Annotated in this window: 22 protein-coding genes; 11 read left to right on the top strand and 11 right to left on the bottom strand. The window is 42.0% G+C overall.

What is annotated here, in order from left to right; genetic code table 11:
* Genes pseI through pseB form a run of 7 tightly spaced genes read right to left on the bottom strand, consistent with a single transcriptional unit; the run spans position 1 to position 6,629 of the window.
* On the bottom strand, positions 1–1,044 hold the full coding sequence (gene pseI, locus ACRRSW_RS09160) for a pseudaminic acid synthase (RefSeq protein WP_432453514.1): 1,044 nt from the start codon (positions 1,042–1,044) through the stop codon (positions 1–3).
* A 1-nt stretch (position 1,045) separates the two neighbouring features.
* Positions 1,046–1,717, bottom strand: coding sequence for an HAD family hydrolase (locus ACRRSW_RS09165; protein ID WP_432453513.1), 672 nt, complete (start codon positions 1,715–1,717; stop codon positions 1,046–1,048).
* Positions 1,710–2,660, bottom strand: coding sequence for an ATP-grasp domain-containing protein (locus ACRRSW_RS09170; protein WP_432453512.1), 951 nt, complete (start codon positions 2,658–2,660; stop codon positions 1,710–1,712). The genes ACRRSW_RS09165 and ACRRSW_RS09170 overlap by 8 nt, the downstream gene beginning before the upstream one ends.
* A complete protein-coding gene (pseG, locus tag ACRRSW_RS09175; RefSeq protein ID WP_432453511.1) occupies positions 2,635–3,777 on the bottom strand; it encodes a UDP-2,4-diacetamido-2,4,6-trideoxy-beta-L-altropyranose hydrolase in 1,143 nt (380 codons plus the stop codon). The genes ACRRSW_RS09170 and pseG overlap by 26 nt, the downstream gene beginning before the upstream one ends.
* 4 nt (positions 3,778–3,781) lie before the next feature.
* Positions 3,782–4,486 (bottom strand): pseudaminic acid cytidylyltransferase, encoded by a 705-nt coding sequence (pseF, locus tag ACRRSW_RS09180; RefSeq protein WP_432453510.1) that lies wholly within the window; start codon positions 4,484–4,486, stop codon positions 3,782–3,784.
* A complete protein-coding gene (gene pseC, locus ACRRSW_RS09185) occupies positions 4,483–5,631 on the bottom strand; it encodes a UDP-4-amino-4,6-dideoxy-N-acetyl-beta-L-altrosamine transaminase (protein WP_432459173.1) in 1,149 nt (382 codons plus the stop codon). Before pseC ends, pseF begins: the two co-directional genes overlap by 4 nt.
* Complete coding sequence (pseB, locus tag ACRRSW_RS09190; protein WP_432453508.1) at positions 5,628–6,629, bottom strand: UDP-N-acetylglucosamine 4,6-dehydratase (inverting); 1,002 nt, start codon at positions 6,627–6,629, stop codon at positions 5,628–5,630. Before pseB ends, pseC begins: the two co-directional genes overlap by 4 nt.
* Positions 6,630–6,968: 339 nt before the next feature.
* On the opposite strand from pseB, the gene ACRRSW_RS09195 reads away from it, so the two are divergent.
* The 3 genes from ACRRSW_RS09195 to ACRRSW_RS09205 all read left to right on the top strand — a co-directional run bounded on the left by ACRRSW_RS09195 (position 6,969) and on the right by ACRRSW_RS09205 (position 10,927).
* Positions 6,969–8,447, top strand: coding sequence for a sigma-54 dependent transcriptional regulator (locus ACRRSW_RS09195; RefSeq protein WP_432459174.1), 1,479 nt, complete (start codon positions 6,969–6,971; stop codon positions 8,445–8,447).
* A gap of 100 nt (positions 8,448–8,547) precedes the next feature.
* Entirely contained in the window at positions 8,548–9,591 is a 1,044-nt protein-coding gene (locus ACRRSW_RS09200; RefSeq protein ID WP_432459175.1) for a sensor histidine kinase, read from the top strand.
* A gap of 1 nt (position 9,592) precedes the next feature.
* Complete coding sequence (locus tag ACRRSW_RS09205; RefSeq protein WP_432459176.1) at positions 9,593–10,927, top strand: sigma-54-dependent transcriptional regulator; 1,335 nt, start codon at positions 9,593–9,595, stop codon at positions 10,925–10,927.
* A gap of 65 nt (positions 10,928–10,992) precedes the next feature.
* On the opposite strand, the gene ACRRSW_RS09210 is transcribed toward ACRRSW_RS09205, so the two are convergent.
* Positions 10,993–11,184: a PEP-CTERM sorting domain-containing protein gene (locus ACRRSW_RS09210; protein ID WP_432453504.1), complete on the bottom strand. Its 192-nt coding sequence runs from the start codon at positions 11,182–11,184 to the stop codon at positions 10,993–10,995.
* A gap of 664 nt (positions 11,185–11,848) precedes the next feature.
* Here ACRRSW_RS09210 and cmk point away from each other — a divergent pair.
* The 6 genes from cmk to pyrF all read left to right on the top strand — a co-directional run bounded on the left by cmk (position 11,849) and on the right by pyrF (position 16,959).
* The gene (gene cmk, locus ACRRSW_RS09215) at positions 11,849–12,529 is read left to right on the top strand and encodes a (d)CMP kinase (protein ID WP_432459177.1); all 681 of its coding nucleotides are present in this window, start codon (positions 11,849–11,851) and stop codon (positions 12,527–12,529) included.
* Between the two features lie 105 nt (positions 12,530–12,634).
* Positions 12,635–14,308, top strand: a complete 1,674-nt coding sequence (rpsA, locus tag ACRRSW_RS09220; RefSeq protein WP_432456190.1) for a 30S ribosomal protein S1 — start codon at positions 12,635–12,637, stop codon at positions 14,306–14,308.
* A gap of 109 nt (positions 14,309–14,417) precedes the next feature.
* Positions 14,418–14,702 (top strand): integration host factor subunit beta, encoded by a 285-nt coding sequence (locus ACRRSW_RS09225; protein WP_432453502.1) that lies wholly within the window; start codon positions 14,418–14,420, stop codon positions 14,700–14,702.
* 93 nt (positions 14,703–14,795) lie between these two features.
* Positions 14,796–15,086: a LapA family protein gene (locus tag ACRRSW_RS09230; RefSeq protein ID WP_432453501.1), complete on the top strand. Its 291-nt coding sequence runs from the start codon at positions 14,796–14,798 to the stop codon at positions 15,084–15,086.
* The gene (gene lapB, locus ACRRSW_RS09235; RefSeq protein WP_432453500.1) at positions 15,086–16,255 is read left to right on the top strand and encodes a lipopolysaccharide assembly protein LapB; all 1,170 of its coding nucleotides are present in this window, start codon (positions 15,086–15,088) and stop codon (positions 16,253–16,255) included. Before ACRRSW_RS09230 ends, lapB begins: the two co-directional genes overlap by 1 nt.
* A gap of 5 nt (positions 16,256–16,260) precedes the next feature.
* Positions 16,261–16,959, top strand: a complete 699-nt coding sequence (pyrF, locus tag ACRRSW_RS09240) for an orotidine-5'-phosphate decarboxylase (RefSeq protein WP_432459178.1) — start codon at positions 16,261–16,263, stop codon at positions 16,957–16,959.
* Here pyrF and rrtA read toward each other — a convergent pair.
* Together rrtA and queC are read right to left on the bottom strand one after the other, a co-directional pair.
* A complete protein-coding gene (rrtA, locus tag ACRRSW_RS09245; RefSeq protein WP_432459179.1) occupies positions 16,948–17,523 on the bottom strand; it encodes a rhombosortase in 576 nt (191 codons plus the stop codon). The two genes, pyrF and rrtA, sit on opposite strands and share 12 nt — an antisense overlap.
* Positions 17,524–17,562: 39 nt before the next feature.
* Positions 17,563–18,225, bottom strand: a complete 663-nt coding sequence (queC, locus tag ACRRSW_RS09250; RefSeq protein WP_432459180.1) for a 7-cyano-7-deazaguanine synthase QueC — start codon at positions 18,223–18,225, stop codon at positions 17,563–17,565.
* A 66-nt stretch (positions 18,226–18,291) separates the two neighbouring features.
* Between queC and queE the strand changes: the two genes are divergently transcribed.
* Both queE and galE read left to right on the top strand, forming a co-directional pair.
* The gene (gene queE, locus ACRRSW_RS09255; RefSeq protein ID WP_432459182.1) at positions 18,292–18,966 is read left to right on the top strand and encodes a 7-carboxy-7-deazaguanine synthase QueE; all 675 of its coding nucleotides are present in this window, start codon (positions 18,292–18,294) and stop codon (positions 18,964–18,966) included.
* A gap of 54 nt (positions 18,967–19,020) precedes the next feature.
* Complete coding sequence (gene galE / locus ACRRSW_RS09260; RefSeq protein WP_432453495.1) at positions 19,021–20,034, top strand: UDP-glucose 4-epimerase GalE; 1,014 nt, start codon at positions 19,021–19,023, stop codon at positions 20,032–20,034.
* A gap of 44 nt (positions 20,035–20,078) precedes the next feature.
* Here galE and ACRRSW_RS09265 read toward each other — a convergent pair whose 3' ends face one another.
* Complete coding sequence (locus tag ACRRSW_RS09265) at positions 20,079–20,486, bottom strand: H-NS family histone-like protein (protein WP_432453494.1); 408 nt, start codon at positions 20,484–20,486, stop codon at positions 20,079–20,081.
* Positions 20,487–20,506 lie beyond the last annotated feature (20 nt).

Raw genomic sequence — 20,506 nt, forward strand, 5'->3', positions numbered from 1 at the left:
TTACTCGTAATGTTCATGAGTTAAAGGCATGCCAAAAAAGAGATCTTTTTTAGCTTTGCTTCCTATTACTTTTTTAAGATGTTTGGGTTTTAAACCTGCCGAAGGCCGTATTGAACGAACATGTTCAGATGTAATTGTTTCTCCTTGTTTTATGTCTTTTACTATGTACAAAGAACGTCTGTGACATTTTGTCTTAGATTCGGAGCCATTGCGCTCAAAATTAACGCAACCTATAGCTTGTTTAGCTAACTTACAGTTTTTAACTAAGCTTTTTAATTCATCTTCTTCTAAAGAAAAGCCACAATCAGGCCCACCATCTTTTCTTGAAAGGGTAAAGTGTTTTTCAATTACCGTTGCTCCAACGGCTACGGCAGCAATGGACACGCCTATATCTAAGCTATGATCAGATAAGCCAACTTGTGTCTTAAATATATTTGATAAAGCAGGAATAGTTGCTAAGTTTGATTCCTCTGCTGGAGTGGGATAGCCACTGATACAATGCAATAATACTATTTCATCACAGCCGTTCTGTCTGGCGGTGTTAAGTGCATCATCAATTTCAGATAGGCTAGCATTACCCGTCGACATGATTAGTGGCTTCCCAGTCTTTGCTACACGCTCAATAAGAGGTAAATCGACAAGTTCAAATGACGCAATTTTATAGGCAGGTGTATTTAGCTCTTCAAGAAAATCAACAGCGGAATGATCGAAAGGTGAGCTAAAAATTGTAATGCCTAATTTATTCGCTTCCTCAAACAGTTGTTTATGCCACTCCCAAGGTGTGTGTGCCTCTTGGTATAACTCATAAAGCTTATAGCCGTCCCAGAGACCTCCATGAATTTTAAATTCCTCAGCGTCATGATCAATTGTAATTGTATCGGCAGTGTAAGTTTGTAATTTTACGGCATCAGCTCCAGCCTCCTTTGCCGCTTTTATTAGAGAGATAGCCCTATTTATATCACCATTATGATTGCCTGACATTTCGGCGATGATATAAGGCGGTTCATCTGGCCCAATTTTTTTTCCATTTATAACTATGTACATATTAAGTCTCGAAGAAAGTGTGCATTGATTGGCAGTGCTGGTTTGCTGGGTAGTTTTGGCTGTCAGGGATGTTTTTGAAACGGCCTTGGAGTAAACGGATTGAGTAAATCCCTAGCTTATTGGCTGGTTTAATATCATGTTCTGGATTGTCTCCGACTAATATGCAATTTTCTGCTGGGCATTTTAACTTACTTAATGCTAACTCGAAGCCTTTAGTAGAGGGCTTTGGTGCATCTAAGTCCCAGCAATAAATGAAATGATTAATGTATCTTTTAAGCCCGAGCGCAGCGATTTTGTTTTTTTGCATTTGACCTAACCCATCGGTAACTATAGCGGTTTTTATACCTTGCTCTTGTATCTTAGTCAGTGTTGCTTTGACCATTTCTGATAATTGAATAGTTGGTTTGTGAGACCGATATAATAATACCAACTCTTCTATATTAGGCATTGCTTCAATGTGTTTCAAGGTATCTAATAAGCTATCTAAACACCCTACTCTGCCTTTAGTGTGAAAATAGTTGCATAGGTGTTGGTAGCTTTCATCTGTTGAAACACCATAGCTTGCTAACTCCTTAGCAATGGCATAGAAACCACTTAACACATAGTCTTGCTCAAGATATAAGGTGTCATCGAGGTCAAAAATGATGGCATCTACTTGATTAAGATTAAGCATTTAGGTACAGGTCTTCACTATAGCGTAGCATTTTCAGCCCAATTTTTAGTTTGTTTTCTCTATACAAAGTTTCGTTGTCCCCGACTATGCTTGCCATAAGTCTTTCAGTTGATGCTAGTCCAGCTTGAATGCTTAGATTCGACGCTCCTCCAAACCTAGGGTTCACTTCTATTATGTATACGTTGTTTGCGTCCATAAAAGCTTGAATGGTTATGTGGCCGAAAAAGGGTATAAGTTTACTGAGGTTTTTTGCTATTTGGCTTAATAATGGGGCATCAACTACTTGGCTTATGGAGGACTCTCCGTTAATTACTTTTATTCGTTCTCTTGTCACAACGCTGACTAAGTCACCTTTATTGTCGTAAAAGGCATCAATGGAATATTCTTTGGCGCTAATAAGTTCTTCAAAGGTTAATTCTGACGTGCTGTAGCGTAATAGTAGGGTGTCTAGGTTCTGCTTGCTTTGAATTATGAAAACGCCAGCAGAGGCGGAGCTTTTGGCTAGCTTAGCAACGCAGGGCTGGAACGATTGTGGAATATCCGTGATTTTTCCTGGAATCGGCAGATTGTTACGATCACAAAACTCCCGGAACAAGTGCTTATTTGTGCATATTTCTATGGTTTTTGGTGGGCTCATTAACAGCACTATGTTTTTTTCTTTTAAAAAAACATAGTGCTTAGCAAAAAACTCTAAGTCGCCATCTCTGGTTGGGAGTATATAGTTAATAGATTCTTTTTGACAAAGTTCAACTAGTGTCGATAGATAATCTGGGTCGTTTAGTTTGGGAAGTAAGATATGGTTATGTGAAAAGTATAGTGCTGCAGCATCGGCGCTAATATCGCTGGTTAATACCTTCACGCCATAAACATTTGCGTAATGTGTTAATGACTTTACTAACAGAACTTTGTTAGATGCGCTAGTTATAAGTATTGTCGGAGTCATGATTCATATCTTCAATGTGTCTAATAGTGTTGTAAGGACCTTGTCCGTCTAATAGATTCAACATTAACTTTGATTGTTTATGTAGAGCCTTCTTATCGTTTATGGCTAGCTCTAGAGCTTTTGAGTAGCTAGCTTCTTGAGTATTATTACAATCTCCGAGCCAGCGTATTATGTGTTTTTTATCTAGTGTTTTGGCTAGTAAAGCTTGGTTGCTGGCTATACTAGCGGTAATTGCTGGCAGCCCTAGAGTGCAACATTCCCAGATGGTACTTCCGTTAGCACCAATAAATAAGAAAGCCTCAGACATTAACTGCTCCATGTTATCTACTTGAATTTTAGCCGTCAGCATATCACTTCGGCTTTGGCAGTAGCGCTCTATCTTGTTTTTATTCGGATTGTTAACTCCAAGTACGACGGTGCAATGTAACCTATTGCTTTTTATTAATTTTATTGTTCCTTTTAGCGCTTTAAGTGTTTCGTTTTTACTATCTACTCCACCGAAAAACATCAGTATTGTTTTTCTATTTATACGCTCATTGAATGGCTTTAGCATCGTTTTTTGCTCAGCAAATGACTTTCTGACGAAGGCAAATTGTGGACCCAATAAGGTTTTACATTTCGAGTTAATTAAACCATCGTAACAAGCTAGTTGTTCGGGAAATATACTTGAGTTTATAAGGAAGTCGCAATTGAATTTTCGGTCTGCTAAGTCATCAATTTGAATTAACTTGTGACAGTATGGGCTCAATGATATGTGCCACTGCTGCTCTATAGCGTAGTGGTCTACGATTAGCCAATCAAGAGTTTTTATTTTCTTTTCGATTAAAAACTGTTGGATGGTACTTTGGGATTCTTTTATTTCATCTGTATAGCCTGATTCTAGCCAATTCGCGTGACTACAGTGGTTATTTAAACTCTGATGCTGTACTGAAGTTAAAGCTAACAGTTCGAACCCTTGCAGAGTAATTAACGAGTTTAAGTTACCTATTAGCTCTCGACACAAAAATGTTACTTCTATCCCCGTTTCTTGGAGTGCTTTAGCTAGGCTTATACAGCGATATACGTGCCCTGAGCCGATTTGTATTGATGCGTCAACTCTAATTATGCAATTTGGCATTGGTTTAGCTTTTAGATTGCTTCGAAGTGTTGATTTGGGCTTGGTATAGTAAGCTGGCTAGCTCCCAATCATCTGGTGTATCCAAGTCTACTACGAATTTCCTAGGCAATTTGAAGGTTATAGCAGATTTTGAAAACATAGGTATATCACTAAGGAATGCTTCTGGAAGCCCCCAGTAAAATTGTCCTACATCATGATATGCTGGCTCCAAATCTTGCGAACGACAGCTGAAATTTTCAGGTTGAAACATTTCTGCGCGATTGTCTGGAGTTAATTTTATTGCTCGCTGTATTGGAAATGGAAATTCACAAACAGGGAAACAATAGTTGGCATTTTCACTACTACTGATAAGCTGATAAGCCTGTTGTATTTTAGATGGTTGAATGAAGGGGGCTGTAGCATAAATGCAGCAAACATAGTCTATAGGTTGATTAAACCAAGAGATTGCATGTTTGAGCACATCGCCAGTAGTGGCAAAATCATTAGCAATGTCTGCTGGTCTGATGAATGGTACCTCTGCACCGTATTCTAGAGCCACTTCTGCTATCTCGTGATCATCTGTCGAAATTATAACTTTGTCGAAGCAACCACTAGCTAGAGCTGCTTCTATACTGTAAGCAATTATTGGCTTACCATGGAATAGCTTGATGTTTTTCCTAGGGATCCGTTTGCTTCCACCGCGAGCTGGAATTATTGCAATATTTGTCATGTTAATGCCTTGGCTAGCGTTGCGACTATAAAATCTTGTTGTTGATTAGTTAGTGCTGGGAAAAGCGGTAAACTTAAGGCTGCTTGGTAATACTTTTCAGCATTTGGGTAATCCCCCAATTGATGACCTAGTGCCTGATAATAGGGTTGAGTATGAACTGGGATATAATGTATGTTCACGCCAATCCTCGCGGCTTGCATCGCCAGATATACAGACAATCGTTGTTCTGGCTGCTGTAGTTGAATAACGTATAGGTGTCTGGCTGATATCCCATCAGGGTGTTGTTTTGGTGCTGTGACTGCGAGTGGCATTAACAGTTTATCGTAGTGATTGGCTAGTTCGTTTCTCCGTGTGACCCATTGATCAATACGTTGAAGTTGTGATAAGCCCAAAGCGCCTTGTAGCTCAGTCATTCGATAATTAAAGCCCAAGTCCAATTGCTGATAAAACCAGGGACCGTCGGGTTCTTGGGTCATTTTGTTGGGGTCACGGGTTACCCCATGGCTTCTTAATAACGCGATTTTTTGCGCTAAAGTATCTGAGTTTGTTAAGGTCGCACCGCCTTCACCGGTGGTGATTATTTTTACAGGGTGAAAACTAAACACCGTAATATCACTAAACTCACAACGACCGATTGGCTGATTTAAATATCGAGCGCCAATGGCATGTGAAGCATCTTCAATGATCTTGAATTTGTATTGCAGACTTAAACGATGAATAGCCTTTATATCACAAGGTTGACCACACATATGAACGATAATAAGCGCTTTTGGCAAACAATTATTTAGCGCCGCTTGCTCGAGTTTATTTTTGAGCTTGTTAGGGCAAATGTTGAATGACCTAGGGTCAATGTCAACAAAATCTACTTGAGCACCGCAGTAAAGAACACAATTGGCGGATGCGACAAAGGTAATTGGGCTGGTCCAAACTATGTCACCGACACTAATATCGAGGGCACGGCAAGCCAGATGCAGAGCACTGGTTGCCGAGTTAACCGCTAGTGCATACTTTGCTCCGGTATAAGCACATAAGGCCTGTTCAAATTCAGGAACTTTAGGTCCTTGGGTTAGGTAGTCAGATCGCAATATATCTACAACGGCATCAATATCCTGCTGAGATATCTGCTGCTTACCATAAGGAATCATGATTCTGCCAATTGATCGAAAGCTAAAATTTGTTCTGAATCGAGAAAATTTGGATTAGTTTGTGAGTGGTATTCAAAGCCTTGCGGGACAGGGGTTCCTGTCTCATCAATTAGATTTCGAGAATAGTTGTGGTCATCATTATAAAATTTAATACTGGGGCAAATTACGAAATGGTCTTCAAATTCCAAAGTGAGATGAGAGTCATCACCGGGACACATAATCTCATGCAGTTTTTCTCCGGGTCGAATACCGATAATCTTGATCGGCAAATCAGAAGCATAGGTTTTGGCTAAGTCGACAATTTTCACCGAAGGAATTTTGGGAATAAAAATTTCACCGCCATACATACGGCTAAAGTTTTTTAGAACAAAGTCCACGCCTTGCTGTAAGGTAATCCAAAATCGAGTCATATCTTGATGTGTAATGGGTAAGTGGTCACTTCCATTTGCGATTAATTGCTTGAAAAATGGTACAACTGAACCGCGAGAGCCGACTACGTTGCCATATCTCACAACAGCAAACCGCGTGTTACCTTGACCGACCATGTTATTAGCAGCTACAAATAGCTTGTCAGAGGCTAGTTTTGTGGCTCCATAGAGGTTGATCGGAGCCGCCGCTTTATCTGTAGATAAAGCAATTACTTTGGCCACGTTGTTTTCTATGGCCGCTTTTATTACATTTTCGGCCCCATGAATATTGGTCTTAATACATTCCATAGGATTGTATTCCGCGGCAGGAACTTGTTTGAGGGCGGCTGCATGAATCACATAATCAACATCATTCATTGCTTGGATTAAGCGTTCTCTATCTCGAACATCGCCGATAAAGTAGCGCATGCAGGGAGCATTAAATACCTGTTGCATTTCGTACTGTTTAAGCTCGTCACGCGAATAAATGATTAAACGCTTTGGTTTGTATCGCTCTAAGATGGTTTTTGTGTATTTTTTACCAAAAGAACCGGTGCCACCGGTAATCAGGATAGATTTATTATCAAACATAATGATTCCATTTGTTCGCTAGCGAATAGAAGCTCTAGAAAAATGATAAGGTCATTTAATTGAACAATAAGCAATAAGTGCTCCATTTTACTACATAAAACTGACTTGGTAGTGTGTTTTTGATGTGTATCGCTAGGTTTTTATGTTAGCGAATATTTTTGAGCGCTTTTTTTGAGCGCTTTTTTTGAGCGCTTTTCTTTGCAAATCAAAGGCGCGTCATATTTTTGTCGGTTTTGCAGCTTGCGGCTTGCGAATTTTTGACGCCTGTTTACAATAGTTGCAATCGATATAGAAAATGTGATGTCGCAAGGTAGCTGAGATTATATGCAGAGATTAGGGATGCAAGCATCCAAAATGGTTTTAGTGTTGGACGGAGAGCCGACGCGAGCAAAAGAGCTTGAAACGGTGCTGGGTTTTATTGGTCAACAGTTTAGCATTTGTGAGCGTAGCAGTATTGAGCAGCAACTCAACGGCATTGAAACGGTTATTGTTATCAGTAATGAGACCCCTCAGGCATTTGATATTATCAGCCAGTTTCCTCAGTGCCCTTTTATTAGTGTTGGTGACGGTGACGCGATTGATACAGTACCAAACTTAATTGGCCATTTAGACCGTCCTTTCAGTTATGAGCAGCTGACTCAGCTATTACACCATTGCGATGCTTATCTGACTCATTTACCCGGTAAAGTCTCGCCAGCGAAAAGCGAAAGGTTAAAGCAAAACTTGATTGGTAAAGGGATAGCTATTCAAGAGATCCGCCATCTAATTGAACAGGTAGCAAGTAAAGAAGCCAATGTACTGATCCTTGGTGAATCAGGTACCGGTAAAGAGGTGGTTGCGAAGGCGATTCATGACCATTCACCGCGTAGTGGTGGTCCGTTTGTTCCAATTAATTGCGGGGCGATCCCTCCTGATCTGCTCGAAAGTGAGTTGTTTGGGCATGAAAAAGGCGCATTTACCGGCGCCTTTGCTATGCGTAAGGGGCGTTTTGAATTAGCCGAAGGGGGGACGCTGTTCCTCGATGAAATTGGTGATATGCCAATGCCAATGCAGGTTAAATTACTGCGAGTATTACAGGAGCGCCAGTTTGAGCGAGTTGGTGGTAGTAAAGAGATTCACGCTAATGTCAGAGTCGTGGCGGCTACTCACCGTAAATTAGAACGAATGATCGAGCAAGAGAAGTTTCGAGAAGACTTATATTATCGTTTGAATGTTTTTCCTATTGAAATGCCTTCGTTACGGGAACGCCAAGATGATATTCCACTATTATTGCAGGAATTAGTCAATCGCCATGAGGAAGAACATGCTGCCGTAGTGCGTTTTACGCAACGAGCGGTGGAGTCCTTGATGCAACATCAGTGGCCGGGTAATGTTCGTGAGCTATCGAATTTAGTCGAACGCTTGTTGATTTTGCATCCAAATCAGATCGTTGATGTGAATGATTTACCACCTAAGTATCGGCATATTGAGGCTGATGTTTACGAACCCAATTATAGTCCTGAGTTAGCCGAACGAGATGCCTTGCTCGCGATATTTAGTGATGAAGATGCTTCGGTATTTTCAGAGCCAAACCCAGAACTGTTATTTCCGGTCGAAGATGAGGTCCAATTGGCGGACGATGGCTGGGGAGGGGGGCAGCAATTACCAGATGAAGGTGTCAACTTGAAAGAGTTATTGGCTGAATTGGAAGTCGACCTGATCCGTCAAGCACTTGAGCAGCAAGATGGGGTTGTGGCTCGCGCCGCCGAGCAACTAGGGATGCGCCGAACCACCCTCGTAGAAAAGATGCGAAAATACGGTTTAAATAAAGACGGTTGAGTTATTTCCCATGTAATGCACTGAATAATAGTCTTTTTTTGTGGCATGATATTTGATTGTACAAGTACTGATAACGGTTTTATGACGCGGAGCAATTGTCATGCCTTCAGTACTTATACAACAGCAACCAGCTAGTCTTTCTGAGCATAATCTTGCTCAAATTTTTGATGTAATGCCCTCTGGCTTGATCTTGCTAGACAATAAAGGTTTTGTCTCTCGCGCTAATCCAGTCGCTAAACAACTGCTGGGAGATGATATTGAGCAGCGGCGATGGGCAGAAGCCGTTCCCAAATTATTTGCACCGAAAGCCGATGATGGTCACGAGTTATCTCTGGTTGATGGGCGGCGAGTTAAGTTGAGCTTGTCCCCATTACAAGATACGCAAGGCCAACTCATTGTTCTCACTGATATGACTCATACTCGGCAATTGCAGGCGAATGTTGCAAAGCTCCAGCGAATGTCAGCACTTGGCAATATGGTTGCGTCATTAGCCCATCAAATTCGAACCCCACTCTCCGCAGCAATGCTATATGGCTCAAATCTTTCTAATAAAACCTTATCCGATGCGTCTCGAGAAAGCTTTCAAATCAAAATGATGGCCCGTTTAAATGATTTAGAAACGCAGGTCAATGACATGTTGTTATTTGCTAAAAGCGGCCAAAAAATGGTTGTGAGTACGGTGTCCGTTCAACAACTATTGGAGCAGTTGCAGGCGGCAACTGATGCTTGTGTTCGCCAATATAAAGTACAGTTGAGTATCGTTTGTTGTCCGCAAGAGATCGATATTTTGGTGAATGCGAACGCTTTGGTGTCGGCGCTCGCGAATCTTATTGAAAATGCAGCGCAACTTAGTGAAGAAGGTCAAGAGATCCGAGTCTCGGCTGGATTGAGGGAGCATATGTTGGTGATTGCAGTAGAAGATCAAGCCGGAGGGATAGCTATGGACCAAGCGGATAAGATTTTTGAACCCTTTTATACGACCAAGCAAAATGGTACAGGTTTAGGCCTCGCCGTTGTGAAATCGGTGGTTAAGGCTCATCAAGGCGATATTTGTTTAGAGGATACTCCATTAGGGACTCGTTTTTTGGTGAGCTTACCACTTGCTGAACCTTATCATCATGAGCTTGCTGTGGGAGGGCAATAATATGAGTCAATCTAGAATTCTCATCGTAGAAGATGATTCTGGACTTCGTGAAGCTTTGGTGGATACTCTGTCTTTGGCGGGTTATATATGTGAACAGGCGAATAGTGCTGAGGCGGCCTTACTCACGCTCGCTAATGAACCGATTGATCTGGTGATTAGTGATGTGCAAATGGGCGGTATGGATGGTTTGAATTTATTAAAGAATATCAAACAGAAATGGCCACAACTCCCAGTATTGCTGATGACTGCTTATGCAAAAATTGATGATGCGGTTTCGGCGATGCGTGATGGCGCGATCGACTACTTATCAAAGCCCTTTGCACCTGAAGTTTTACTCAATCAGGTTGGGCGTTACGCGCCATCAATTAAGGTTGAAAAGCGGGAGCCTATCTACGGTGATCCATCTACCGAAGCCTTATTAGAGTTGAGCAAAAAGGTGGCTGCATCAGAAGCCTCTGTCTTGATTAGTGGCCCTAGTGGTGCAGGTAAAGAAGTACTGTCACGTTATATTCACGATAGCTCGGCACGCGCCGAGCAGCCCTTTGTCGCGATTAACTGCGCGGCTATTCCGGAAAATATGTTGGAAGCCACGTTATTTGGTTATGAAAAAGGCGCTTTTACCGGGGCGATTAAAGCCTGTCCTGGCAAGTTTGAGCAGGCGCAGGGCGGGACTATTTTGTTGGATGAAATCAGCGAGATGGATCTTGCTTTGCAAGCCAAGTTACTGCGGGTGTTGCAAGAGAAAGAAGTAGAGCGTTTAGGCAGCCGCAAGATGATCCAACTTGATGTACGTGTTATCGCAACCAGCAACCGAGATATGCGTGAGATTGTTAGTCAAGGACGATTTAGAGAAGACTTGTATTATCGTTTAAACGTGTTTCCATTATCGTGGCGGCCTCTGAATCAGCGTCCCGGCGACATATTACCTCTGGCGCAGCATTTGCTGTTTCGTCATAGTAAACGTCACTGTGAGCTGAGTTTAAGTGCCCAACATAAGTTATTAAACCATAGCTGGCCGGGCAATGTACGAGAACTGGACAATGTAATGCAAAGGGCGCTTATCTTGGCTAATGCCGAAATAATTGATAGTGACTGCTTGGTGATCGAGAACCAATTAGAACCCAGTCAAATACAATCGGTACTGGCTGAATCAACCGCCAATAGCGAGCCTTTAGGTAATGAATTGCGTCAGCAGGAGCAACAGATTATTTTAGAGACGCTAAAATCCTGCAAAGGAAAGCGTAAAGATGTGGCCGAAAAGTTAGGAATTAGCCCAAGAACCTTACGTTATAAACTGGCTCGAATTAAAGACTCGGGGATTGAGTTGCCAGCTTAACTTTAAGTGCATCGGCCTACCGGTGTTGGTAGGTTGAAGACTTAAGCACCAACATCATGCATGCGCTAGGCTGTTTGCTTAAGCCTAAAACCGCCAAGGAAAATCAAAGCAAGTGCCATAAGCAGGATTGTTTGTGGCTCAGGAACTGAGCTTGTGCCTATGCTGAGAGTATAAAGTTGGAAATACTCGTTGCTGTGGGTTGCGCCGTCTTGTTCTCTGACTTGAATTTTGTTGAAGGGGGCGTTGATAAAACCCATAAATAACTCAATATTGAAGAAGCGGTGGTGAACATCGTTTGGCCGATATTGCTCTCATCATTGAAAAAGTTGATGGTGAAGGTACTGGCTTTCGAGTCGTCTTCATCGCCAGAGGCAAGCGCCTGAAATAGTATGTCAAAGTTTTCATCGTCATTAACGCCCTAGGATAAGCCATCTCAGACCCTCGTTGAGGTGTAAAGATATGTGGACTGGTTGCGGGGTTACCAACAGCAATTGGCATTGTTGATAGTGATGTTGCCACTTTGACTAACAAGATATTGATTGGTTAAACCAGAACCTCTTGCGAATTGCTCCTGCTGCCACGCATTGCCGCCAGAGGCTGTGCTGGTAATATTGGCAGAAAGGGGGGTGTGAAACAAGTAACAAAACTGTCGCGATCAAAGGAAATTTTTCATCGAAAATTAATCATCTTTATTGAATTTTTATATAAGCTTTTTAATTTATAGTTTCTTTTGTTTTTACGTGTTATCTAAATCAAAATCATTGATGTATAAGGTTTTTATTCTGGCTGGCTCGTAACTTTTTATTAAAATGTGCTTGTTATCAAAAAAGCTGAAGCGAAATATTTCCATTTCACGTACAATGAGGCGCATTTTTAGCTGGGGCCTTTTAGGCTCATGTTGTTTCATGTTGAGGGGGACTGATGACTCAAAACGTTCCGGTAGTGACTATCGATGGTCCAAGTGGGGCAGGTAAGGGAACTCTATGCCAACGTTTAGCGAAGCATTATCAATGGCAATTGTTAGATAGCGGTGCCATTTATCGGGTATTGGCGCTTGCGGCCATTCATCATAACGTAGAATTAGACAATGAAGAGGCCTTGAGTTTATTAGCCGCACATTTAGATGTCCGTTTTGAAGCGCAGGATGGTCAAACCATCGTGATTTTAGAAGGTGAAGATGTCTCTTTGGAAATTCGCCAGGAAACCGCGGGGAATGCAGCATCTAAAGTGGCCGCTTTTCCGCGAGTAAGGGAAGCGTTGCTGCGGCGTCAACGTGGCTTTAAAGCTGCACCCGGTTTGATTGCCGATGGTCGCGATATGGGAACAGTGGTATTTGTTGATGCTCCCGCTAAGATTTTTTTGGACGCTAGTGCGGCAGAACGCGCGCAACGACGTTATAATCAGTTGCAAGATAAAGGCTTTGATGTTAGTTTTGACCACCTTTTGAGCGAAATTGAAGAACGAGACCAACGAGATAGAAACCGTTCGGTTGCTCCTTTAGTTCCTGCTCAAGATGCGTTAGTCATTGATTCTACGTCACTTTCTATTGATGACGTCGTTTCAATGTCGATAGATTTTATCGACAAACAATTAACCCAGTAATCACTGGGACTTGGTGCGCCTATAACATGGATGAAATAGGTGTTTATTATTAACCCCATTTAGCGGGATTGCTGAGTGGCCGTTTCTATATGTGTAAATTATAAAATGACTGAATCTTTTGCTCAACTCTTTGAAGAGTCTCTACAGAATTTGGAATTTCGTTCTGGTTCTATTGTTAAAGGTACTGTAGTAGGTATCGAAAACGGTATGGTATTAGTAGACGCTGGCCTGAAGTCAGAATCTGCAATTCCTGCCGAGCAGTTTAAAAATGCTGCTGGTGAATTAGAAATTGAAGTCGGCGCGGAAGTTGATGTAGCCCTTGACGCAGTAGAAGATGGTTTCGGTGAAACTGTTCTTTCTCGCGAAAAAGCGAAACGTCATGAATCGTGGATCCAACTTGAGAGTGCGTACGAAGAGCAAGCAACGGTTGTTGGTATCATCAATGGCAAAGTTAAAGGCGGCTTTACAGTTGAAGTTAACACCATCCGTGCATTCTTGCCTGGTTCACTAGTTGACGTTCGCCCAGTTCGCGATACCGCTCACCTAGAAGGCAAAGAGCTTGAATTTAAAGTTATCAAGCTTGACCAGAAACGTAACAACGTTGTGGTATCTCGTCGTGCTGTTATCGAAACTGAAAACAGTGTTGAACGTGATCAACTTCTTGAGAACCTACAAGAAGGTCAAGAAGTTAAAGGTATCGTTAAGAACCTTACTGACTACGGTGCATTCGTTGATCTTGGCGGTGTTGACGGTCTTCTACACATCACTGACATGGCTTGGAAACGCGTTAAGCACCCAAGCGAAATTGTTAATGTTGGTGATGAAATCAACGTTAAAGTACTTAAGTTTGACCGTGAGCGCACACGTGTATCTCTAGGTCTTAAACAGTTGGGTGAAGATCCATGGGTAGCAATTGCTAACCGTTACCCAGAAGGTGCTCGTCTTGAAGGTCGCGTAACTAACTTAACTGACTACGGTTGTTTCGTTGAAATCGAAGACGGTGTTGAAGGTCTAGTTCACGTTTCTGAAATGGATTGGACTAACAAAAACATCCACCCATCTAAAGTTGTTAACGTGGGTGACCTTGTTGAAGTTATGGTACTTGATATTGACGAAGAACGTCGTCGTATCTCGCTTGGTTTGAAACAGTGTAAAGTTAATCCATGGGAGCTATTCGCTAGCACTCATGATAAAAACGACAAAGTTTCAGGTAAGATCAAGTCTATCACTGACTTTGGTATCTTCATCGGCCTTGACGGCGGTATTGACGGCCTTGTTCACTTATCTGACATCTCTTGGGATGCTCAAGGTGAAGAAGCGGTTCGCGACTTTAAGAAAGGCGACGAAATCGAAGCTGTTGTACTACAAGTTGATGCAGAACGTGAGCGTATTAGCCTAGGTGTTAAGCAGCTTGCTGAAGACCCATTCAACAACTACCTTGCAGATCTTAAGAAAGGTGCTCTAGTTAACGGTACCGTGACTGAAGTTGATGCGAAAGGTGCAACTGTTGAACTAGCTGGTGGTGTTGAAGGTTACTTACGTGCTGGTGATGTAAGCCGTGACCGTGTTGAAGATGCTTCACTGGTTCTTTCTGTTGGCGACAAGCTTGAAGCCAAGTTTGTTGGTGTTGACCGTAAGAATCGCGTAATCAGCCTTTCTATCCGTGCTAAAGATGAAGCGGATGAGAAAGAAGCAATGGCTACTCTGAACAAGAAAGAAGATGCTCAGATTGGTAACGCAATGGCTGACGCGTTCAAATCAGCGCTTAAAGGCGAATAATCAACAAATCTTATAGATTTAATTGATTGAATATTGGGGGGGACTTGTCCCCCCCAAGTTCTTTATCTACACTGGTATAAGTTCCCTTTATCAATAGCTTGGAGAATCCATGACTAAATCTGATTTGATTGAAATACTCGCGAGTAAACATATTCAATTTACCAGTAAAGAAATTGAGTCGGCGATTAAAGAAATTCTAGAGCAAATGACTAGCTCTTTGCAGGAAGGCGATCGGATTGAGATCCGTGGTTTTGGTAGTTTTTCTCTGCATTTTAGAGCACCACGGGTTGGGCGAAATCCTAAAACGGGTGAAAAAGTCGAACTCTCTGGAAAGCACGTGCCTCACTTTAAACCCGGTAAAGAATTAAGAGAACGAGTAAATATAGGTCTATAGTATTGTTTGTTGTACAAATAGACGATCTTGGCTGGTTAAATTAAGGTGATTACTGCATAATTTCCCTAGCTTTTATTTGGCTTAGGAGGTTGTGTGAAGGCGATATTTTCTACCTTACTTTTAGTTGTATTGTTTGTGCTTGCTTTAGCGCTTGGCGCTCAAAACGAACAGATCGTGAGCGTAAATTATCTTATTGCAGAATCAAGTATACGGCTATCATGGTTAATGGCTGGCCTCTTTATTAGTGGCTTCGTTTGTTGCTTGTTGTTCTTGTTAGCTTTTTATACCCGTATTCGGATAGAAAAAGTCAGCTTGAAGCGACGTTTAGTTAAGCAGCAGAAACAGTTGAATAAGTTGCAGAACGAGACGGTCAAGGATAATTAATGCTTGGCTTGTTGTTTTTGCTATTACCTGTTGCTGCGGCCTACGGCTGGTATATGGGCCAGCGCAGTGTTCGACAAAATCAACAACAACAAGCCAATCATGTTTCTAAACAATATGTTGAAGGTTTAAATCTACTCTTAGCCAATCAGTCTGACAAAGCGGTCGATTTATTTATTGACTTGCTTCAGGTTGATGCCGAAACCATCGATACTCACCTCGCCTTAGGTAACCTTTTTCGACAACGCGGAGAAGTTGACCGAGCTATTCGCATTCATCAGAATCTTATCGCCCGAGAAGGGATCGATATTGAACAGCGTAACTTAGCCCTACAACAACTTGCGAAAGACTATCTTGCCGCAGGTTTATTCGACCGCGCAGAAGCCTTATTGTTGGAATTGCAAGACGAGCCTGACTATCGGCAGTTGGCACTTAAGCAGTTGTTGAATATTTACCAGCAAACCCGAGAGTGGCAGCAAGCCATCGATATTGCCAAGAAACTTAGCCCTAAAGATCTTTCAGATGTGGCGCAACAAATCGCTCATTTTTATTGTGAACAAGCTCAAGAGTATGAAACGGCAGGCAAAACCTCCAAGAGTTTAGCCTTGCTTAAGAAAGCCTTATCTAGCGATAAAAATTGTGTTCGTGCAAGTCTCCATTTGGCGCAAATTCAAGCCAGCCAAGGGGATTATAAGACTGCGTTAAAATATCTTAATCAGATCCCAGAACAAGATATTGATTTTGCTCCTGATGCTTTAGCCATTTATAAGCGATGTAGTGAGCAGTTAGCAAAGCCTGAATATTACCGAGAATTTTTGGAATATAGCCTTGCGATTAAAGGGAGTGCTAGTGTGGTCGTTGAGCTTTCCGCGTTATATCAAGAAATGAATGGTGCTGAACAAGCTCAAGATTTCTTGGTTGACGAATTAAAGCGCCACCCTACTATGAAAGGATTTCATCATTTAATGGGGCTTCATCTTGATTCTGCTGAAGAAGGCCAAGCCAAGCAGAGCTTACAGGTACTAAGAAGCCTCGTGACCCAACAGTTAAAAATTAAACCTCATTATCAATGTCGACGTTGTGGATTTTCGTCGCATTCTATTTATTGGCACTGTCCCTCGTGTAAAAGCTGGGGCACAGTGAAACCGATAGTCGGGTTAGATGGAGAATAGAGTTAATGCAAGATCCGAAAGTATTAGTCGCCTTAGATTATGCCGATCTAAAGCAATGTATGGCCTTTGTTGAACAATTAGAGCCCGGCTCTTGTCGACTCAAGGTGGGTAAAGAAATGTTTACCTTGTTTGGTCCGCATTTAGTGAAAGAGCTTCATCAACGAGGGTTTGAGGTGTTTCTTGACCTTAAATTTCATGACATCCCCAATACAGTGGCTAAGGCTGTTGCAGCAGCGGCTGAGCTCGGGGTGTGGATGGTGAATGTTCATGCTAGCGGTGGCCGCAGAATGATGGAAGCAGCCAAAGCGGCATTAGTGCCATTTGGTGACAAAAAACCTAAGCTAATAGCGGTTACGGTGTTAACCAGTATGGAGCAAGCCGATTTAGCTGAGATAGGGATTGATTTAGATCCGCAGCAGCAAGTTGAGCGCCTTGCGACCTTAGCCAAGCAGTGTGGTCTTGATGGGGTGGTCTGTTCTGCGCAAGAAGCCGCTGCATTGAAGGCGATGTTAGGTAATGATTTTTCACTGGTTACGCCTGGTATTCGACCAGAGGGGAGCGCTCCAGGCGATCAACGACGAATCATGACACCTTCGCAAGCGATGGCTGTCGGTTCCGACTATTTAGTAATTGGCCGACCGATAACTCAAGCAGAATCGCCGGCACAAGTGTTGTCGTCAATTAACCAGCAGCTATTGGACTGAACGGTTTCGCCATAAAGGCAGCCATGATAGTTGTGCTAGGCTAAGGCCAATTAAGGTATAGATGAGATGAGCATCAATAGCGATATCGATGCCTATCATTTGTTTTATCCATGGGTCAGCACCATAGATTTGTTCGAATAATAGTTTCATCGCTAAGCCTAGCACAACAACCATCCCAATTTTTGCTCTGCCCTTGATGATATCAATACAGGCCGCATAGGCGATTAAGCCATGGATGAGAGCTGACAAACCAACATACTCGCTGTAAGGTCCATAAAGTAGGGCATAGCCCCCTAAACCAGAAATAATTAAACTTAATTGTAAAAACTGCCGGTTAGAGAGGCGATCATTGTAACAAAAATAAATGAGGATGAGGGCCGCAATATTCATCAGCCAATGGGTAAAATTGTTATGGCAAAAGTTACCACTTAGTAGGCGCCAATAGTGACCACCTAAAATGGCGCTACGTTGCCAACTGGCGGTATCGGCATGGGGTAACAATAACCACGAAACACTTAACATGAGCCATAAGAACCAATGTTGCTTTAGGATTAGTTTAAACATTAAAGTCCATAGTTTGCAGGGTTAAAGCGCGCAATTGGATTATCCCATCTCATAGTCTATCGGATCGGTGACTTGATTTAAGTGAAAGGCTTCTAGTCTTTCCTGACAGGCGCCACACTTACCGCAGGCTTGCTCTCTGCCATTATAGCAAGTCCATGTTTTGCTATAATCTAGTTTCATCGCTAAGCCATCTGCTAGGATTTCTACTTTGGATAGTTCTAGGTAGGGGCTTATTACCTCAACTGCCTGATAGTTGGCGATAAGACTAACATCATTCATTTTTTTGACGAATTCTGGACGGCAGTCAGGGTAGATGGCATGGTCTCCAGAATGCGCGCCGTAAAAGACTTTTTTCGCACCGATTGAAACGGCATAAGCTATTGCTAACGACAGTAAAATCATGTTGCGGTTAGGGACCACTGTCGATTTCATGGATTCTTCTTGATAATTGCCTTCCGGTATATCGATGTCTGAAGTGAGCGAAGAGCCAGCAAGTAACTGATTGATACTACTAATATCGACAATCTTATGGTCAATTGCTAAGTCTGAGCAAACATTTTTGGCAAAGTCGAGCTCTTTGAGATGGCGTTGTCCATAATTAAAGCTTAAGGCATAAGCTTGTAAGCCTTGCTGTAAAGTTTTATGCAGCACGGTATAAGAATCCATTCCACCAGAATAGATAACAACGGCTTTTTCTTTCATTGTTTGCTCTTTAAAATGTGTTTTAATACAGAGTTAGATTCTCGCTTATTATCTATTAGGATACAAATGTCGCAACGCTATTTACCGATCAATGAAATTTTTGAAACCATTCAAGGAGAAGGTTACTACACTGGCGTTCCCGCTATATTTATTCGGTTGCAAGGATGCGATGTTGGTTGTTCGTGGTGCGATACAAAGCATACTTGGGGGTTTGAACCCTCACAACAGTGCGAGTTTGGTGAGATTATCGGTGTGTCTGGGGATAAGCCGCGTTGGGCCAATGCTTCTGTAGAGAACTTAGTGGCACAATTACAAACGTATTCGGCAACGCATGTGGTGCTTACTGGTGGTGAGCCCTGTATTTATGATTTGAGAGACCTTTGTGAACGCTTGTTACAACGTTCTTATACGGTGCAAGTTGAAACCAGTGGCACTTACCCTATTTTAGTTAGTAGCAAGGCTTGGGTCACTGTATCTCCCAAAGTGGCGATGCAAGGAGGCAAGCCTATCCTTGAGCAAGCTTTGTTGCGGGCTGATGAAATAAAGCATCCCGTGGCCAGAGAAAAAGATATTGAGAATTTGCATGAATTGTTGTCTGGCGTGTCTGGTGATAAAGATTTGACGATTTGTTTGCAACCGATAAGCCAACAAGCTCGTGCCACTCAATTATGCATTCAAACTTGTATTAAGAATAACTGGCGTTTGTCATTACAAACCCATAAATATCTGGGAATAGATTAATCTGTCTATTGTTACTTTCTAATTAAATAAATTTCAGCGTAATTAAGGATTATTATGGCTATATTGGTTACTGGTGGTGCCGGATATATTGGCAGTCATACTGTCGTTGAGTTATTGACCCAAGGTGAAGAGGTTATTGTGGTCGATAATTTGTGTAACTCACATCTTGCCGCACTCGACCGAGTGGAGCAAATAACAACAAAAAGACCTATTTTCTATCAACTTGATGTTATGGATAAATCGGCATTAGATGCCGTTTTTAGTAAGCATGATATTAGTGCGGTTATTCATTTTGCAGGCTTAAAAGCAGTGGGGGAATCGACAACGATACCCTTGCATTATTATCAAAATAATGTATCAGGAACCTTAACTTTATGTGAAGTGATGGCAAAGTATCAGGTTAAAAATTTAGTATTTAGTTCTTCTGCGACGGTATATGGCGACCCACACGAGGTTCCCATCTTAGAAAGTTTTCCGACTGGTGCGACAAATCCTTATGGTCGTTCTAAATTGATAGTAGAGCAAATGTTAGGGGATTTATATGCGTCAGACAATAGTTGGAATATTGCTTTGTTACGCTATTTTAATCCAGTTGGTGCACATCCATCGGGTTTAATCGGTGAGGATCCAAATGGTATCCCTAATAATTTGGTGCCTTATATTACGCAGGTTGCAGTGGGTCGCCTAGCACAATTGAGTGTCTTTGGTGATGATTATGATACCGTTGATGGTACTGGGGTGCGTGATTATATTCATGTGGTTGATTTGGCCAAGGGGCACTTGAAGGCGCTTACGAAGTTAGCAACTAAACCTGGGTTAGTCACCTATAATTTGGGCACGGGACAAGGCTATAGCGTGCTGGAAATGATTAAAGCTTTTGAAGCAGTCTCAGGTGTGACGATCAACTATCAAATTTCAGCTCGTCGTCCCGGAGATATTGCGAAGTGTTACTCTGATCCGAGTCTGGCCAAACAACAGTTGGATTGGCAAGCAGAATTAACCTTGGATAATATGGCTGAAGATTCTTGGCGCTGGCAGCAAGCAAATCCGCAAGGATTTAGTGCTTAACTATAATAAATAAAAGCGAGCTTTAAAGCTCGCTTTTCAATTACTTAAATAAGGAAATCCGCTTTGGTTTTGCCTTCATTTTTAATCGCTTTTTGAATCGGTGAAGGTGTGCGGCCTTGTCCGGTCCAAGTTTTCTCTTCGCCATTTTCGTCTACGAATTTATATTTTGCAGGTAATGGCTCGCGTTTTTTTCTTTCTTTAACGGGAGCTTGTTCAATCATCGATAATAATTCATTCGGATCGATGCCATCTTGTTCTAGTAAGGCTTTGTATTTTTCTAATTTTTCTTGTTTTTCTCGTTGTTGCTGTTCTTCTTCAGCGCGAACTTGGTAACGTTCATCTAAAATAGATTTAAGCTTGTTGTAGCTTTCTTCTATCTGTTCAATTGATAATTCTTTAGTCGCCGCTTTCAGGCTTCTAGCATTTAAAAATACTTTGATAAAATCGGTCATGTTTGTCCCGCTTATATTAA

The sequence above is a fragment of the Agarivorans sp. QJM3NY_25 genome (assembly GCF_050870875.2).
Classification (GTDB): Bacteria; Pseudomonadota; Gammaproteobacteria; order Enterobacterales; family Celerinatantimonadaceae; genus Agarivorans.